The following is a 17,359-nucleotide window of genomic DNA, read 5'->3' as shown; positions in this document are numbered from 1 at the left end:
CGCTGATGGGGGACGAGCCCGTCCCTCCCCATTTGAAGGATGTCTCTGGATCTGGTTTAGGCTTTCGCCTGCTCCAGGAATTGGCGGTATTCCGCCTCCGCGATCGCAACATTGTGCTGCGGCTGCGGGTAGGCTCCCGAACCGACGTCGGCGACGAATTCCTTGAACGCCGCAATCCGCTCCTGTTGGAGCCGCGCATACTCGGCCGCGAAATTGCGATAGGTCTTGGCATGGCGCGGCTTATGGCCATCGGTATGGCCAAGCACGTCCTCGGCGAACAGATATTGCGCATCGGCTCCCGGCCCGGCCCCCATGCCGAGCATGATCATCGAAGTGTTCTTCGAGATGAATGCACCGACTTTGTCAGGGACAACTTCAAGCTCGGCGCCGAAGCAGCCGATGGCCTCAAGCTGCTTCACCTGCTGCCAGACTTTCAGGGCTTCCTGCCCGGTCTTGCCCACCGCCCGAAAGCCTGTCCAGGTGATGTAGGAAGGAATGAGGCCGACATGTGCGACGACTGGCACGTGATTATCGCATAATGTCTTCTGGATGTCATAGGAGGCAGCGCAATAGAAGCAGTCACCTCCCATCGCTGCGAAGTGGAAAGCTGCTCGCAGATAGTCCTCGGCAGTTGCGAGAGGTCGGCCCTCAAAGGTTCCCCAGCCACCATACGGCAGACCGACCTGGACGAAGCAGCGCCCAGCCGCCTCACGCATTTGAGGACTGAAAAAGCGCCCCTCGATCGACAGCATCTGGATCCCCGCCGCGTTCGCGGCCGCGGCCTCTTCTTCCGTGGTGACATAAAGCATCGAGATCTTCTCGCCGCGCGCCTTCATGGCGCGAATGTCTGCGACGGTGGGCCGGGTGTTCTTGGTGACCATTCTTGTTCCTCAGACGGTGAAAGCTTCGCGGAAGGCTAGTAGCGCCGCCTCGGGATCACCGGAGGCAAACGCCTCCATCCCAACCGGCCCGCGGTAGCCCATGTCTTTAAGCGCGCGGGCGATGCCCCGGTAATTGATCTCGCCGGTGCCGGGCTCCATGCGTCCGGGAACGTCGGCCACCTGGACCTCGCCGATCCAAGGCAGACAGGCGCGACAGAGCGCGATCAGATTCCCTTCGCCGATCTGCGCATGGTAGAGATCGAGATTGAGGCGCAGGCCCGGTCGGTTGACGCTCGACACCAGCGCAAGTGTGTCTTCGGCGCGCCCAAACGGCACGCCGGGATGGTCGACCGGAAGGTTCAGATTCTCCAGCGTGAAGGTCACTCCCTCGGCCTCGGCTAGATCCGCGATACGGTTCAGCGTCTCGCGCCCCTTCAGCCACATCGCGCCGGCTATCGTTTCGCAAGGCGTGACCGGCATGCCGCCATCGCCGAGCCCGGTGCCGTGCAAATTGAGCCGCGCGACGCCGAGGCGCTTGCCAACCGCCGCCGTCTCCTTTGCTGTCTTCAACAGTTCGGCGGCACCCTCGTCGTCGGCAAGCCTGCCGCGCAGATAGCCGTTCATGATCGAGAAGATCGCGCCGGATTTCTCCAGCATTGCGAGGTCGTGATCGGGCCAGTTCCAGAGGCCGACCTGGAAGCCTATTTCGGTGAGGCGCTTGACGCGCCATTCCATCGGCTGGTCGCGCCAGAGCATCTCGGCGCATGCCGCAAGCGTAAAGGTATCGGACATGTCAGACCTCGATATACACGCGGCCGTCCTCGACCTTTGTCTTGTAAGTCTTGAGGTTCTCGCACGCCGGTGGCGTCTCTACTTCGCCGGTCGTGAAGTCGAAAACGGAAGCATGCTTGGGGCACTCCACCGTATTCCCCATGACAAGACCGTCGGCAAGGTGGATCTTCTCATGCGTGCAAAGCCCGTCTGTACAATAGAATTCGTCCGCGTCGTTGCGGAAGATTGCGAAGGTACGGTCGCCATTCTCGAAGCGTTTAGCTTCCTCGGCTTCGATTTCATCAGCGGCACAAGCGTCAACCCAGGGCATTGATTCTCTCCTCAGATATCTTGCGGTTTGAAGTCTGCGGGAGCGGACGGCATCACGCCCTGGAGCAGCGCGACGGACTTCTCGAGTCCCTCCAGCGAATTGAGAAGGACGTCTTCGTGCTCGATGGAAAGCCAGCCGTCATAGCCAGCCATCTTGAGTCGGTAGCAGAACTGCCGCCACCACTCCTCGCCGTGCCCGAACCCAAGTGTAATGTAGCTCCAGGACCGTGCCGGAATGTTCATCAGGCTCCCATTCTCAAGCAGCGAGGTCGTTGCCTGAACCGGCCGGTTGAGCATCGTATCCTTGGCGTGAACGTGATAGACGGCCTCGCCTAGCGCGTCGGCGGCAGCGAGAGGATCAGCGCCCATCCAGAACAGGTGCGAGGGGTCGAGATTGGCGCCTAGGACAGGTCCGACCGCTTCCCGCAGTTTCAGGAGCGAGGGCACGTTGTATACGCACTGATTGCCGTGGAGTTCGAGCGCGATGCGATCGACACCGTTTTCCTTCGCCAGCGCCGCGATCTCGGTCCAGAAGGGTATCAGCTTATCTTCCCATTGATATCTAAGGATGGTCTGCGTTTCCGTCGGCCAAGACGAGACGACCCAGTTCGGCATGCGGTCGCCAGCGCTGCCAGCCGGCAGACCGCTCATGGTGCAGACGGTGCGAATGCCCATCTCTCCGGCGACGCGGATCGTGTCTTTCAATCCTTGGCCTTGGGCCGGATCGGTCGGGTGCAGCGGATTGCCGTTTGCGTTGAGGCTGATGATCTCCAGGCCGCGTTCCTCGAAGGCTGCAGCAAACCGCTTCTGCGCTTCCCTGTTACCCAGCATGGACGAAAGCCGGAAATGCGGGGCGGTCGACCAGCCGCAGGCGTTTACTTCGATGCCGGATACCCCCATGCGCTGGGCATGATTAAGCACCGCGTCGAACGGCAGATTGCCGAGACTGTCTGAAACGAAACCCAGCTTCACGCGTAGAACTCCGGCTTTGCAATCATCTGCACAGGCGTACGACGGGCTTCCTTCAACGCACTCACGCCAGCCTCGGCAACGATTGCGGCGCAATAGCCGTCCCAGCAATCCGAGGCGGTCGTGGGGAACTCACCGGTCATGACAAAGCGAAGGAAGTCGCGGTTCTGGCGGCGATAGGCATCATAGTACCTGGTCCGCCAGTCGGCGTCGTAGCTTGTGCTTTGGGCAAGCGCCGACTCCCTGCGGGTGTAGGCAATGTTGTTCGTCGCCACCGCTCCGCGCTCGCCGATCAGTTCGGCGCGGACGTCATAGCCGTAGGCGGCGTTGTTGTTGATCTCGATATTGACGAGCTGCCCGTCCACCGTTTCCAACACCATGACGACAGGTGCGACACGCGCGTCCGAGCGGCGCGGCTGGAACGCGGAAATAGAGGCATATTCTGTCCCGAGCACGTAACGCACGACGTCGAATTCGTGCGGTGCCGAATTCGTGATGGCCATAGCGCCGGTAAAATCGGCCGCAGGTGTCTCAACATTGCGGTGAAAATTGTGCATCATCAGCGCCCGGCCGAGATGACCATTATCGAGCGTTTGCTTCATTTCCTGATAGGAGCGGTCGTAACGCCGCATGAAGCCGAGCTGGACGAATTTCGCCCCTGCCTTCTGTTCGGTTTCCATCACGGCGATGCAGTCAGCGGACGATTGTGAAAGGGGCTTTTCGCACAGAACGCGCTTGCCCATGGCAATACAGGCCATCGAGAGAGGTGCATGCGTGAAATCGGGGCTCGCAATGATCACGGCGTCCACGTCGTGCCGCGCGATGGCGCCGTTGGGGTCGGTGGCAATGTCGACGGCACCACATGCATCGGCGACGAGGCGAGCGCGCTGCTGATCCATGTCGCAGATCAATTGGAGCTTTGCGCCTGGAAGCTCCTCGGCGACTATCTTGGCATGATCTGCGCCCATCAGGCCGGCGCCGATCACCGCAATGCGGATTGTCATCTTAGTCCTATTCTTTGCGTTTCTAATTTACGGGGCAGCGGCGCGCCGTGATGCGCAGCCGACTTGCCGGGGCTCCAGGGAAGGGTCTACGGAGCGGCTGATCCCTCCAGCACCTGGAAGGACGGCGGATGGCCTTCATGCTCGGCCATGTAACCTTCGACCTGGGCTTCCAGGCCGGCCATGGTCTCGCCGCCAGCCATCAGATCCGTGATCTCCTCGCGGGACCTTTGGCCCTTGCGGAAATCATCGGCGATGGCGCCGCGGATCAGCACCGCGAAATGGTCGCCGACAGTCATGGCGTGCATGACCTGATGGGTGATGAAGACCACCGCCAAGCCACGCTTCTTGGACTCATTGACGATACGCAGCACGTGGGAGGCCTGCTTGACGCCGAGCGCCGCGGTCGGCTCATCCAGGATCAGCACGCGCGCTCCAAAATACACAGCGCGGGCAATGGCAAGCGACTGGCGCTCTCCGCCCGACAGGCCGCCGACTAGGCGGTCACCGTCATCAATGCGGGTAATTCCGAAATCCCGGACCGCTTTCACCGCGATCTCGTTGGCGCGCTTGCGGTCGTAGATCTTGAACGGTCCCCAACCTTTGGTCGGCTCGACGCCGACGAAAAAGGACCGCCCGATGCTCATCAGCGGAAACGTGCCGCCGAACTGGTGCACCGTGGCGATGCCCCGTCCCTGCGCATCACTCGGCCCAGTAAAGGTCACCGGCTGACCATCCATCAGTATCTGGCCGCTGGTTGGTTTGTGGACCCCGGCCAGGGTTTTGATGAGGGTGGACTTGCCGGCGCCATTGTCGCCGAGAAGGCAAAGCACTTCGCCGGCGCGCACCCTCAGCGAAATATCGTGCAGGACATCGATCGGCCCGAAGGATTTGTTGACGCTTTTCAGCTCGAGAATGGCAGGTTTGTCGTTCATGGCGTGCGCACCTCTTCATCTGCGAACCGGCTTGGCTGATGCGGTTGATCGGCCAGGGTATTCATCGAAGCTCGATGCTCGTTGACGGAAGCGAGTTCAGGGCCCGGCTGCTGTAACAACTCGTTTCTCATGGGTTTGCTGGCTCCCGCGGCAGGCTTCGCTTACCCCGCGGTCTGAAGTACAAAGCCAAATCGCGGAACGACTGGTTCATCAGCACGGCCACCAAGAGCATCACACCGATGATCAGGTTCGACCAGTTTCGGTCGATCTGGGTGAAGTAGATGCCCTGGCTGACTATGGCGAAGGTGATGGTGCCGACGAAGATACCAACAACCGACCCGAAACCGCCGGTCAGCAATACGCCGCCCACCACCACGGACACGATGGCGTTGAAGATGAAGTTCATGCCGCCGGAGACTTGGGCGGAATTGAACAGGATCGCCTGGCAGATGCCAACAAAGGTGGCGCTGACTGCGGACAACACAAACAGCGCAATGGTCATGCGGTCTGTCGGAATTCCGGCGTTGCGGGCGCTGACACGATCGCCGCCCATTGCAAACAGCCAGTTGCCGTAACGGGTCTTGTGCAGAACGAAGCCGATGATCACGGCGAATGCGATCCACCAGATGATGATGACCTGGTGACTGCCACCGATCAACTGGCCGAACAGGAATTTGGCCCAGCCCGGCGCGGTCAGGGCAACGCTGGCAGTCCCGGTCAGAAGCACGGAGGCACTTAGCACCACCCCCTGCATGGCGACCAGCGTGGCCAGCGTGATGATCAGCGAAGGCACCGAGGTTCGGATCGTGAGCAGGCCGTTGACCAGGCCGACCGCCACGCCGACTGTCAGCGCCCCAGCAATTCCCACCCCAATGGGCAGTCCGTAATAGCCGGTGAGTATGGCGGTTGTCATGGAACCCGCGGGGATCAAAGCGCCGATGGAGATGTCGAGTTCGCCTGAGATCATCAGCAGCCCGACTGGAATGGCGACAATGCCCAGATTGGCCGCGAAATTGACCCAACTCGCTGCACCAACGAGCGTGCCCAAACTGGCGCCGCCGAACAGAACGAAGAACAGCACGACGCCGATAAGACTGAGGATCGAGCCGGCTTCGGGACGGCGCAGCACCGATTTGATTGCGTCCATCATGACTGCGGCCCCTTCTTCGACGAATAGCTGAGCGCCAGCTGCCGGAAGGTGTCGTTGGTCAGCACCGCGATCAAAAGAAGCGCGCCAATTATGACGCTACCGATGTTGGGATCCATGCTCGTGAAGTAGATGCCCTGGTTCACGATCGAGAAGGTAATCGTGCCAAACACGATGCCAACGATCGAGCCGAAGCCGCCCGTGAGCAGAACGCCCCCAATGACCACACACATGATGGAATTGAAGATGAAGGACTGACCGGCCAGAACCTGCGCACTCTGGTAAACCATCACCTCGCTGACCCCAACGAAAGCGGCGCTGAAGCCGGACAGCATGAACAGACCAATGGTCAGCCGTTTGGTCGGAATGCCGACATTACGCGCGCTCTCCTTGTCACCGCCGAGTGCATAGATCCAGTTGCCTATCGGGGAGATGTGCAATAGCCAGAACAAGCCAATCACGAACACCACCCACCATAGGATCGTGACTTGAAACATGCCGCCGAGATAGTCGCCGAAGATTACCTTGGTGAGCGGGTCCGGCACGAGCGAGACGCCGGTGCTGCCGGCGATCTTGACGGTGAGACCTAGCGTCAGACCCATCGTGAGGAACATGGTGCCAATGGTGATTGTGAGCGACGGGATGGTGGTTCTCGTCACGAACAGCCCGTTGAGAAAGCCGACAGCGAGGCCGAGACCAAGCGCGGCCGTTATGCCAAGCCAGTCGGGCAACCCATAGTGACCCGAGACGATGGCAGCGGTGAGAGACGCCGCGGGGATCACGGCACCGACCGAGATGTCGAGTTCCCCGGCGATCATCAGCAACCCTATCGGCAGCGCGATGATCCCGATCTCAGACGCGATGTTCAACCAGCTGGCCGTGCCGGCTGCCGACGTGAAGGCACTTCCGCCGAACAGGCCAAAGAAAAGCAGAACTGCGACCAGCCCGAGGAACGAGCCCGCCTCTGGTCGACGCGCCAGCCGGCCGAGGGCTAGTCCGGACCGCGTGCGGTGAGGCGCCGGGGTTAATGTGGACGTCACGGGATGTGCCATTAGGGTAATCCGCGATCACGCGGCCGGCCGCGATGTGGCCGCCGCAGAGAGAGGGAAAAAGGGCCGCCCGCTGTAAAGTGAGGGCGGCCCAGGCGGGAGGATTATCGCGTCCCTGCTTTCACACCGGCGATGGTGGCGTCGACGTTTGTCTTGTCGATGATGCCTGGTCCCGTAAGGATTTCGCGGGTGGGCACCGCCAAGCCGTAATTGACGTGGCCGTTCAGGATCGCTACAGCCAGGTATCCCTGCAGGTAGCCTTGCTGGTCGATCGCGCAGGCTTGCTTGCCATCCTTGATGTTGTTCAGGATGGTTTCGTCAAAGTTCATGCCGCAGAGTTGCACTTTCCCAACCTTGCCGGCCTGGGTAAGGCCGTTCATGGCCGAGTTGGCGTCAACGTTGCCGATGGTAAAGACGGCATTCACGTCCTGGTGCTGCAGCAGATAGGCTTTGACCGCCTGGGCGACGGCCGTTGCCGAGCCGAAGGATGTAGCGGGCAATGGCAGGACGTCGGCTTCGCCACCGCCGTTCTTCATCCCCTCCTTGAAGCCGCCGCAGAAGGCCTCAATATTGGCGGCGCCGGGCAGCGTGTTGATGCAGACGCCCTTCTTGTTGCCGGCCTTGGTGAGGTACTCGCCAGCCGCGACACCGCCTTTGTAGTCGTCTGAGCCGACATAGTTCATGGCGCCAAGACGATCGGCCGCTTTCAGCCCGCCGGCGTTGTAGATGATCAGGGGAATGCCAGCATCCCTCACTGCCTTGAACGCCGGGTCCATCGCTTCCGGCACCCAGTCCGGGCCGACGATGGCGTCGGCCTTCTGATCGATGGCCTGACGGATCAATTCGGCGGCGTCCACGCCCAGATTGTCATAGTTCTGCGGCCCGAGCCAGGTGACCTTGCCACCTTGGGCCTCGACGACCTTGCCAGCGTCTTCAGCACCGCGCTTTACGATCGACCAAAACGGATCGTCCGGCTTGCCGCCAACCACGAAGATATTGGCAGCGAGCGTCGCGCCGGCGCTGAATCCAATCAGCACCGCTGTCGACACGAGTGTCTTGAAAAGCTTCATAGTCTTCCTCCCAATTTACCCCGTGGGGTCTCAACAAAAAAGTCTTGCTGTCCCGGGCCCACTCCTCTCAGGCGCAGTCGAAACAGCGTTTGGATCGTTATTCCGCCGGCATTCCAGATGTGGGATCGCTGCGGCCTTCCTGCTGGCCACGCATTTTTTCCTTCTTCTTGCGGAAGCGGGCCTTCATGACCTCATCGGCTTCTTTGCTGCCGTCGTGCCAAGTGCCGAACAGCTTATCGAGGGGTACCAGCCCATCACCGCCGTAGTTCACCTCGAAATACTTGTGGTGTAGGTAGTGCACGTACGAATGGCTATCGAGTTTAACCTTGTCGGTGATTTCGAATGTCTCGAAGCCGAGGTGGCCGTTCACCGCTCCAAATCCCGCTCCGTGCAGCGTGAAGTAGGCGCAGACCGGATTAGAAAGGATCAACAGGTGCAGCCAGGCTTCAGCATGATAGAGGAAGCCTTCGACTGGGTGCATCGACAGCGACGACCAGGGACTTGGATTGATCGAGTTATGGTGGACCGAATGCACCCATTTGTAGAGCGGCGGCCAATGGATCGCCCGGTGAAGGAAGAAGAAATAGACCTCATGCACGGCCGGCGCGATAAGCACCAGGAACGAGAGGTAAAGCCAATTCGTCGTCCATGGCAGCCAGACCGCCCAGCTGTTTGCATAGACCCACAGCATCACGATCTCGACCACTGTCCATAGTGGTATCGTGACGAAAAACGAGCGGGTGAAATTGTCGATGTTCTGGCTTTGAAACCAAAACACGTCAGACGGCGCGTCCGAAGGGAATTTTGGATTATATTTGAAGCGGTTCTGTTGCTTCCGCTGGAAGTAATAGCGCAGCTCGAAGAAGCCATAGAAAAGGAATATGCCGGCGGCGTTTAGGCCGTATAGCCAGAAGTAGTTGAGAACTGAGAAGGTCGCGAGGCTCTGCCAGCTTGGGATAAGGAAGTTCACCCAAATAATCGACGTGGCAATATGAAAGGCGTTCCACGGCCAGAGAAATTCAGGAATCCACGCCACCACCTTCTTTGCATTGAACGGATGATGCCAGATTGGCGCCGGCTCGGCCCGGCGATGCGGAGCCCAGTTACCGCGTTTATCGCGCGTTCCATACTGAAGGTCATCCATCGTAACAGCGCCTCCCTGCGGAGCTATTCCCAACTGGGCTCGTCCAAACATCGGCCCTCAATTGGGTGGCATTCATATCGGAGGCTTGATATTTCTAGAAGGCGAAAATAGTATCAAAGCGACATTTGTATCATTTAATATCAGTCATGATGATATAGATGGGATGGAGCTCATGAGGCGACCGACAATCCACGATCTCGCTACTGCGGCAGGCGTTTCGGTGGCGACCGTGAATCGAATTCTAAGTGGCACCGTTTCAGTACGCCCGAAGACCGTCCAACGAGTACAAAGCGCAGCGGAGGAAATTGGGTTTTACGGAATCGGAGCCATTGATGATCGGGCTCGTAAAATATCTCCACACTACCGATTGGGCTTCCTGCTTCAGCAGTCGACCCGTGATCTCTACCAATTGTTCGGGAAGAAGATTATTGCCGCCTGTCGCGAGCGTCGCGACGAGGTCATCGATCCAATAGTCGACTTCGTGGATCTGCTGACGCCGGAGACAATCGCGAGCGGTCTGATTGCGCTGGGCGATTCATGCGACGCCGTTGCGGTGGTCGCGGCAGATCATCCCATCATTGGCCAGGCCATCCGTTCGCTGAACGAGATGGGCAAACCGGTTGTCTCCTACATCACGGATCAGTCCGCGCCGGAAAGGGCCGCATATGTAGGCACCGACAACTGGAAGCTGGGGCGCACTGCAGCCTTCCTGATTACCCAAACCACTCACGGACCGGGTCGTATAGCGGTTTTCATAGGCAACCACCGGTATCAATGCCAGGATGTGTCAGACGCCAGTTTCCGTTCCTATTTGCGCGAGCACGCTCCACGGCTAGCGGTAGAGGAAAGCCGTCCGACCCACGAGGAAGCCAGTGAGGCCTATCGAATGGTGACTGAGCTTCTGAAATCGACTGACGATCTTGTCGGAATTCTGATCGTCGGCGGCGGAATAACTGGTGTACTTCGTGCCTTGAGGGAGGTGTCTCCTGAGCGGCGGTCGGGTATCAAAGTAGTATGCCGTGACATTGGACCCGAAACTCGAAAGGGACTGTCTGAGGGCCTGATCACTGCAGCTCTTTGCCACCCGCTCGAATCGACCTCGGCCCTTCTTGTCCAAACGATGATCGATGTCATTGGACCGCAAGCACCATTTGCCACCCTTCAGCGATCCATCCCTTTTGAAATCGTCACGCCGGAGAATATCTGACGCAGATGTCAGCTACTGGCGCGGGCGTCCTGCGACCCGATAGGATGTCGCTTTCAGGTGACGCACAAACGGACCTCAACGGCTATATTTGGGCGCGGAGCGGCTATGCCCTGCTTCACCTGCGAGTCTGCTTCGGGTCAGATCGCGTCATCGAACCTTCGAAACTGAACGACCGCCAAGGTATCGAATTCGGTCGTTCAGAGTGGGTTTGAAGCAAATCAGAAATTCTGCTGACCCATGGCCTTTTCGATCAGCTTGTCGATCGATACCGCCAGCACGAGAAGCAGTCCCGTCACGATGAGGCGAACGTAGTTCTCGACGCCCATCAGGTTGAGCCCGTTCTGGACTGTTCCGATAACAAGCGCGCCCAACAGGGCCGCGTGAATGGAGCCGCGGCCGCCGAACAGGCTGACGCCGCCGATGACGGTGGCGGCAATTGATTCCAGCAGCAGCGTGCCGCCCCCTACTCCGCCACCGGAGAAGACGCCAACGCCTAGTGCCCGCGACGCGCCCAGTACGCCAGCCAGCGCAGCGATAGCGCCGGCAATAGCGAAGGCCGCCATCTTGATGCGCGCAACCTTGACGCCGGCCCGTCGCGCAGCCTCGTCATTGTTGCCGACCGCATAAAGATAGAGGCCGAACCGGGTTTCCTTGAGGATATACCCGCCTATCCCGAGCAGGATCGCAAAGATCAAAACCACAACTGGTATGCCCTGATGTGCGTTGAGGATCATCACGACGATGGCGCCAAAAATCGCGGCCGCGCCGAGCGGCAGCACAAATCGGCTGAACAGGGAAGCTTCCAGACCGGCGCGCTTTCTGCGGGCAATGCCCGACAGGACCAGAGCGGCAAACGCGACGAGCCCAATCGCCAGCGCGCTCCATGACGTGATCCCCGAAATCTTAGTCTCTGCAATCTTGTCGATACCGGTTCCCATCAAACCGTAGCGGGCGGTCGGAGGCAAAAGCACGAGTTGCAAGCCATTGAGAGCCAGTCCGAGCCCCAGCGTCACCACGAAGGACGGTACGCCGACAAACGTGACCCAGCGCGCCGAAAAGCTGCCGATAGCAGCACCCATTACGATTGCGACCGTCACCGCCAGCCAGGGCGAAACGCCGTAGTCGACAACCAGCTTGGCCATCAGGACCGATGTCACGCCGTTGATCGCTGCGACCGACAAGTCTATTTCCTTGACCAGCAGCACGAACATCAGACCGATCGCCATGATGCCCACAACCGTGCTCTGGACGAGCAGGTTCGACAGGTTCTGCGGTGTCAGGAAGACATTGCTCTGGAGCGCGAAGAACACCCACAGCGCCACCAGCCCGATTATGACGGGCAGCGCACGCATGTCGCTGTTGAGCACTTCGCCGATGGTGCGGCGTTTGACGTCACCGGAAGCGGCGGCCGAGTTTGCCATTCTTGACGTATCCTTCTGATACTTTTCGCCCCGCGGGGCTCAGCCAGCGAGGTTGACTGCCTCGTTGCCACCGACCATCGCGTTGACCACTTGCTCGCCTGTCACTTCACTCGATTTAAAACTCGCGACGTTCGCGCCCAGGCGCATGACCTCTATGCGGTCGGTGGCGTTGACGACGAAATTGTGGATGTCGTGGCTAACCACGACTATGCCGAGCCCTTCGTCGGCCAACGTGCGGACCAGGGCCGAGACCTGTTCGGCTGCGGAGTGGCTGAGTGCGGCTGTCGGCTCGTCGAATATGACGACCTTCGGCGTCCACAGAATGGAACGTGCGATGGCTATGTTCTGTCGCTGGCCGCCAGACATTGCTCCGACAGGACGCGTCAGTGACAGCTGGCCGAGTCGCATGCGCGTCAGCACCTCGCGGGCACGAACTTCGCACTCGGCACGCCGGATCCGTCGGCCGAACCATGTCGGACCGGTCAGCTCGCGCCCGAGAAACAGGTTCTGCACGGCGTCCAGATTGTTGCAGAGCGCTAGATCCTGATAGACGGTCTGGATCCCAAGGGCAGTGGCGTCGGCAGGATTGCCGATTTTCGCCGGTTGGCCTTCGATGGTGTACTCTCCAGAGTCGAAGCCGAAGACGCCCGCCATGATCTTGACGAGCGTGGACTTGCCGGCGCCGTTGTCGCCGACCAGGGCGACCACCTCGCCGGCGTGGACGTCCACCGAAGCCCCCTGAAGAGCATGGACCGACCCGAACGACTTACGGATATTGCGCATCGAAATTAGCGGCGTGGATTTATGCGCCGCACGAACATCGGCGCCGCCGCGGGTTGCTGCCGCTTTGACCATCAGGCTCCTCCCATCAGGTGACCGAAGGACAGCGAGCGCCGCTGTCCTTCGGTCGATCTCGCTATTTGTTGTTCTTCTTGCAGACTTCGGTGTCTTCGATGCCCTTGCAGATTTCTGGCCAGGTCCAGACGCCGGCGGTGACGACGTCCGAGAGATTATCCAAGGTGATGTTCTTCACCGGCAGGAAGACAGCCGGCACATCCATGAACTTGTTGTTCACTTTGCCGTTGATCAGATCCTTTGGCACTCCTTTGCCATCCAGGATCGAAGCCACGACGTCCGCCGCATAGGTCGCTTCAACCTTGAGATCCTTGAGCACGGAGTTGTCCTGCCATCCCTGTGCGACGTACCGCAACGCTTCAACGGTCGCGTCCTGTCCGCCGGTCACCAGCTTGTCGCCAGGCTTGGCCCCCTGGCTGATCAGAGCGGCAACCGAGCCTCCGGTGGTACCGTCATTCATGCCGAGGAAGACATCGACATCACCGCCATTGCGGGTCAGGCAGTCTTCGGCGAAAGATTGAGCCAGCGCCGGATCCCAGTTCTGCGTGTACTGCTCGCAGACGACCTTCACCTTGCCGGAATCGATCAACGGCTGAAGGAATTCGTTCTGGCCCTTTTCATACTGGCCTGTACCGTATTCGCCCTCATTACCCTTCACGCGCGCAACCTTGACCGGCGACTTCTTCATTGCGCTGATCAGCTCGGCGGCGCGCTTGCCTTGGGCTTGGCCAACTGACAATGAGTCGAAGACGACGTGCGCTTCGGCCTTGCCGCCGACCGCGTCGTGATCATAAAGGACCACCGGCACCTTCGCATCAGCTGCCGCCTTAAGACTGCCAGCGGCGAGGTTTGCGTCCGTCGCCGCGAGCACGATCACGCTGGCGCCTTGGGTGATGGCGTCTTCGACCAGCCGCTGCTGCCGCGCCGGATCCCCCTCGCCATTCTGCACGGTCACCTGAGCGTTCGGCGCCTTCTCCTTCATTGCCGCGACAAAGAACGGCGCGTCCCGGCTTGTGAAGCGAATTGTCGTGGTATTCGGCAGTAAAAAGAACACTTTCTTGGCATCTTGAGCATGTGCCGCCGCCAAGGCGCTTGCCATAGCGGTTGCCGTCAGAAATGCGGTCAGAAGTCGCTTCATAGTTTCCTCCCATGGAATACTCAGTTCGCCCCCCTTCACGACGGCACGGGGCACCCCCGAACCGGTTTAAGGATAGGCTGCAACGAAAATTGCAAGATATAAATATTCCGCAATGAACGATGTGTCAACGATGCGACAATGAAATCTTTGCATCATGCGAAACGCGCAATTTCTATTGCGACATCCAGGCTCGAGTGCACCTGGCGCGCTTGGTTCGCAACCGGAATGCCAAGGACGCGGAACGCCCGGGTTGTTGTCGGGGAACCGCTACTGCCCGGTGACGGTGGGTATGCGCGGACTGACAGCGTTGTTCTGCAGTCGCGCCGCGAGTGCAACCGTCAGCGCCTGGGCGAGGCACATTGGGGCGGCAAGCGAACGGGAAAAGGTATATTCATGCTCCGGTACGGCGAAGAGAACACTGGCGTTCTTGGCTAGCGGAGACAGCGTGCTGTCAGAAATAGCAATTATCGGAACTTCGCTGCGAGCGGCCTCTTCCACGACATTGACCACTTCATTGGCGTAGAAGCGAAAGGACACGGCAAACAAGACATCGGTCTTGCGGATCATGCGCGCCATATGCGTAGCAAGTCCGCCGCCGGGATCAAGCAGCACGCAACGTTTGCCCAGCATCGTCAAGATATAGCGGAGAAGTTCGACCACAGGCGTCGATCGCAACTGCCCGATCAGGTAGATCGCGTCGGCCTTTTCGAGAAGGGTCACTGCCTTGGCCAGATCCTCGGGTGGTATCTGTGTCAGCATGTCCTGAAGCGAGGCAATGTCGCGAACCACGAGGTCGCGCATGAATCCGACTTCGCTACGATCTGTTCGCGCTCCCAATTCGCCTTCCAGCGCCTTGATACGAGCCTCGAAGCCGGGCGCGGCGGTCGACAGGCGCTTCTGAAAGATAGACTGGAGTTCCTTGAAGCCTTCATAACCGAGCGCCTGCGCAAAGCGCACGAAGCTTGAGGCATGCACTCCGCTGCTATCCCCAATTGCATTCACCGACCTGACAGCAACGTCGTTAGGATTCTGGGTGAGATAGAGCGCGATCTTCTGGTAGGATTTGCTCATTTCGTCGTAGCGGTCGTGGATGAGCCGGATGAGCTCTTCATAGTCACGCGGCGCTTCAGCGGTCGGTTTCATGTTGCACTCTTTCGCAATATTCATTGCACAATGACGCGTCTGCGTCGATTCTGCTAGTGAAATCAGGTGCAACATTGTTTAAGCAAAAGCGCGTGCATGTTGGCGATCAAGCCCGAGCCGCATCATGACCTAGATGCCGAAATCGGGAGGACAATCAACGCGCGAAGATGCTTCGTGCGAGGCCGTCCCTTGCTACCGACGTGAGGGTCGACCGGTCTTCACGCTGTTGCGGCTCGCCCCATCTGATTCACTGTCGGCAATCAGCGAAAGGTAGCGCTCGAGAGCCTTCGAGAACTTGGCTTGCCAGATCTCATGCGCAGTGCGGAGATCTCCGTCGCGCAAGCTTTCGAGTAGCTTGACGACATACTTCTCGGCGTCGCCCTTTCGGTCTGTATAGACAACGCCCAACTGATGGTTGAAGCGCCTCACATCTGCGGTCAGCTCGGAAAAGTAGCGGATGGTCCGCTGCAATCCCGTCGCGTCAATGATCGCTTGCTGGAACTCAAGATCGTTGCGAACGGTCTCGACCTGGCTATCGAGGTTAGCAAACTTGACGGCATTCTCAGCCAATTTTTCGAGACGCTTGAGGTCAACCGAAGCTAGGCGACCTGGTTCCGCGAGCAGATGGTCCAGGGCAATTTTTCCTAGAGCCATCCGTATATTGTAGACTTCGATGACGCTGTCTGCGTCCACCGCCCTGACAGATGCTCCCTTGTTCCGCTTGATCTCGACGAACCCCTCGCGAGCAAGCAGGCGCAATGCTTCCCGGACCGGATGCCGGGAGACGTTCAACATGTCGGTAAGCTGTTGCTCGACGAGCCGGTCGCCGGGCTTGAAGTGCCCGGCAATGATCGCGTTCCGGATTTGCTCCGCAGCGAACTGCGTGCTTTCCATCTGCGTCATGGGAGCCAGAATGGCGCCTGTTTCATTTGCGTGTCGCATCAGGATCCTCATAAGGCGACCGCAGGAGATCGGCTGCACAGGCATTCGGAATGTAGACTATATACGAATGCGATAATCTAATGAGAAGCCTGCCACTAAGCTATCCTTACGGAATAAGTGGAAAACGTTCTGTCCCGCCTGACTTGCCGTTTGAGCGAGACCACCAGGTTCTTCGCCGGAAGGGAGCCAGCACCACGATACGCAGTGAGCTCTATTTCGAAGAGATACTCAGGTCCGCCCAACGGACCACAGCTGACGCAGCTTGCCGGAGAGATGTCCCGGAACTTCTCGCCCATATAGGCCATGACTTCCGGGACGTCTTCCTGGCGCGGAATGAAGATGCGTCGCCGCACAACATCCGCAAGGCTGCTGCCGACCGCCTCAAGCGCGCCTTCGACGTTCTTCATCGCTTGCCTTGCCTGCTCGACGGCCGTCTCAGGCATCACACGGGTCTTGTAGTCGCGTCCTGCGGTCAGGGACATGAAGATCCAGTGTCGAGGGCGACGATCCGCGAATAGCCTTCCTTCTCTTCCAGGATGCTGCCGGACTTTAGCTTCACGAGTTCCATGCCGTTCTCCAGTGCTGATCAGATCGAGATGCCGCCATCGATCGCCACCGTCTGACCGGTGATCAGCGCGCCGGCGAAACCGAGGAAGACGATAAGCTCCGCGACATCCGCCGTGGTGCAGACTTTCTTCAGAGGTGTGCTGGCGAGGGTGCTCTGGCGACGCTCCACCGACCATTCAATCGCCCACGAACTTTCGACGACGCCGGGCGCCACCGCGTTGACCCGCACATCGGGCGCGAGCGCACGCGCCAGGTTCTTCGTCAGGTTGATGACCGCGGCCTTGGAGCCGCTATAGGCGATGGTGCTGGCCACGGCGCCGAAGCCGGCGATGGAAGCGGTGTTCACGATCGAACCTTTGGCCACCTTGAGAGCAGGCGCCGCGGCCTTCGAGCACCTGAAAACGCTCATCAGGTTGACGTTCAGCAGATTTGCCCAAAGCTCCTCCGTTATGCTGTCCAGGTCGTTGATCGGCACCGGGACCTTCACGCCCGGTATTCCCGCGTTGTTGACAAGCAGATCGAGACGGCCGAGCTTCGCCACCGCCTCGAGCACCATTGCCTTGGCCTGCCCGGCGTCGCCGACATCGCCTGGAGCACCGATAACGTCGAGCCCCTCTCTTTGGAGCCCAGCGAGAGCAGCCTCGCCCCTCTGGTCGGCCGGTAGATAGTTGATTGCGACCTTGGCGCCTGCCTTGGCCATCATGCGCGCGGTTTCGAGGCCGATGCCCGACGCGCCCCCGGTGACAAGCGCCGCCTTTCCCGTGAGATTGAACGAGATCATGAGTTACC

The 17,359-nt window shown here is 59.5% G+C and carries 18 protein-coding genes; 1 reads left to right on the top strand and 17 read right to left on the bottom strand.

The genetic code is table 11. The annotated features are described in order from the left end of the window. Positions 1-56 precede the first annotated feature (56 nt). From NKH29_RS26965 to NKH29_RS26920, 10 genes are all read right to left on the bottom strand, one after another. Positions 57-881, bottom strand: a complete 825-nt coding sequence (locus NKH29_RS26965) for a 3-methyl-2-oxobutanoate hydroxymethyltransferase (RefSeq protein WP_352790733.1) — start codon at positions 879-881, stop codon at positions 57-59. Between the two features lie 9 nt (positions 882-890). After that, the gene (locus NKH29_RS26960; protein WP_352790731.1) at positions 891-1,673 is read right to left on the bottom strand and encodes a TIM barrel protein; all 783 of its coding nucleotides are present in this window, start codon (positions 1,671-1,673) and stop codon (positions 891-893) included. Position 1,674: 1 nt separating this feature from the next. Continuing rightward, the gene (locus NKH29_RS26955; protein WP_023718630.1) at positions 1,675-1,983 is read right to left on the bottom strand and encodes a MocE family 2Fe-2S type ferredoxin; all 309 of its coding nucleotides are present in this window, start codon (positions 1,981-1,983) and stop codon (positions 1,675-1,677) included. An 11-nt stretch (positions 1,984-1,994) separates the two neighbouring features. Beyond that, positions 1,995-2,954 (bottom strand): sugar phosphate isomerase/epimerase family protein, encoded by a 960-nt coding sequence (locus NKH29_RS26950; RefSeq protein WP_353000989.1) that lies wholly within the window; start codon positions 2,952-2,954, stop codon positions 1,995-1,997. Then, entirely contained in the window at positions 2,951-3,955 is a 1,005-nt protein-coding gene (locus tag NKH29_RS26945) for a Gfo/Idh/MocA family oxidoreductase (protein ID WP_352855609.1), read from the bottom strand. The genes NKH29_RS26950 and NKH29_RS26945 overlap by 4 nt, the downstream gene beginning before the upstream one ends. A gap of 86 nt (positions 3,956-4,041) precedes the next feature. After that, positions 4,042-4,887: an ATP-binding cassette domain-containing protein gene (locus NKH29_RS26940; protein WP_023718633.1), complete on the bottom strand. Its 846-nt coding sequence runs from the start codon at positions 4,885-4,887 to the stop codon at positions 4,042-4,044. A 127-nt stretch (positions 4,888-5,014) separates the two neighbouring features. Next, positions 5,015-6,037 carry an ABC transporter permease gene (locus tag NKH29_RS26935; protein WP_502897180.1) on the bottom strand — a complete coding sequence of 341 codons (1,023 nt, stop codon included), beginning with the start codon at positions 6,035-6,037 and terminating at the stop codon, positions 5,015-5,017. Beyond that, the gene (locus NKH29_RS26930) at positions 6,034-7,074 is read right to left on the bottom strand and encodes an ABC transporter permease (protein ID WP_353000986.1); all 1,041 of its coding nucleotides are present in this window, start codon (positions 7,072-7,074) and stop codon (positions 6,034-6,036) included. The genes NKH29_RS26935 and NKH29_RS26930 overlap by 4 nt, the downstream gene beginning before the upstream one ends. 113 nt (positions 7,075-7,187) lie before the next feature. Then, a complete protein-coding gene (locus NKH29_RS26925; RefSeq protein ID WP_352704786.1) occupies positions 7,188-8,153 on the bottom strand; it encodes a sugar ABC transporter substrate-binding protein in 966 nt (321 codons plus the stop codon). Between the two features lie 97 nt (positions 8,154-8,250). Continuing rightward, positions 8,251-9,297 carry a sterol desaturase family protein gene (locus NKH29_RS26920; protein ID WP_353000984.1) on the bottom strand — a complete coding sequence of 349 codons (1,047 nt, stop codon included), beginning with the start codon at positions 9,295-9,297 and terminating at the stop codon, positions 8,251-8,253. A 172-nt stretch (positions 9,298-9,469) separates the two neighbouring features. Here NKH29_RS26920 and NKH29_RS26915 point away from each other — a divergent pair, with 172 nt between their 5' ends. After that, positions 9,470-10,504, top strand: coding sequence for a LacI family DNA-binding transcriptional regulator (locus tag NKH29_RS26915; RefSeq protein WP_352494546.1), 1,035 nt, complete (start codon positions 9,470-9,472; stop codon positions 10,502-10,504). Between the two features lie 218 nt (positions 10,505-10,722). On the opposite strand, the gene NKH29_RS26910 is transcribed toward NKH29_RS26915, so the two are convergent. From NKH29_RS26910 to NKH29_RS26880, 7 genes are all read right to left on the bottom strand, one after another. Then, positions 10,723-11,925, bottom strand: a complete 1,203-nt coding sequence (locus tag NKH29_RS26910) for a sugar ABC transporter permease (protein WP_023718639.1) — start codon at positions 11,923-11,925, stop codon at positions 10,723-10,725. Positions 11,926-11,964: 39 nt separating this feature from the next. Next, positions 11,965-12,780: an ATP-binding cassette domain-containing protein gene (locus NKH29_RS26905; protein ID WP_023718640.1), complete on the bottom strand. Its 816-nt coding sequence runs from the start codon at positions 12,778-12,780 to the stop codon at positions 11,965-11,967. Between the two features lie 61 nt (positions 12,781-12,841). Continuing rightward, positions 12,842-13,918, bottom strand: coding sequence for an ABC transporter substrate-binding protein (locus NKH29_RS26900; RefSeq protein ID WP_023718641.1), 1,077 nt, complete (start codon positions 13,916-13,918; stop codon positions 12,842-12,844). 267 nt (positions 13,919-14,185) lie between these two features. After that, positions 14,186-15,085, bottom strand: coding sequence for a MurR/RpiR family transcriptional regulator (locus NKH29_RS26895; RefSeq protein WP_353000982.1), 900 nt, complete (start codon positions 15,083-15,085; stop codon positions 14,186-14,188). Between the two features lie 168 nt (positions 15,086-15,253). Continuing rightward, on the bottom strand, positions 15,254-16,003 hold the full coding sequence (locus tag NKH29_RS26890; RefSeq protein WP_051409654.1) for a GntR family transcriptional regulator: 750 nt from the start codon (positions 16,001-16,003) through the stop codon (positions 15,254-15,256). Positions 16,004-16,098: 95 nt separating this feature from the next. Next, positions 16,099-16,485: a Rid family hydrolase gene (locus tag NKH29_RS26885; protein WP_023718644.1), complete on the bottom strand. Its 387-nt coding sequence runs from the start codon at positions 16,483-16,485 to the stop codon at positions 16,099-16,101. Between the two features lie 104 nt (positions 16,486-16,589). Next, on the bottom strand, positions 16,590-17,351 hold the full coding sequence (locus NKH29_RS26880; protein ID WP_023718645.1) for an SDR family NAD(P)-dependent oxidoreductase: 762 nt from the start codon (positions 17,349-17,351) through the stop codon (positions 16,590-16,592). Positions 17,352-17,359: the final 8 nt, after the last annotated feature.

It is taken from the genome of Mesorhizobium sp. M1295, assembly GCF_040318135.1.
GTDB lineage: Bacteria > Pseudomonadota > Alphaproteobacteria > Rhizobiales > Rhizobiaceae > Mesorhizobium.
This window is presented reverse-complemented; position numbering and strand designations above follow the sequence as displayed.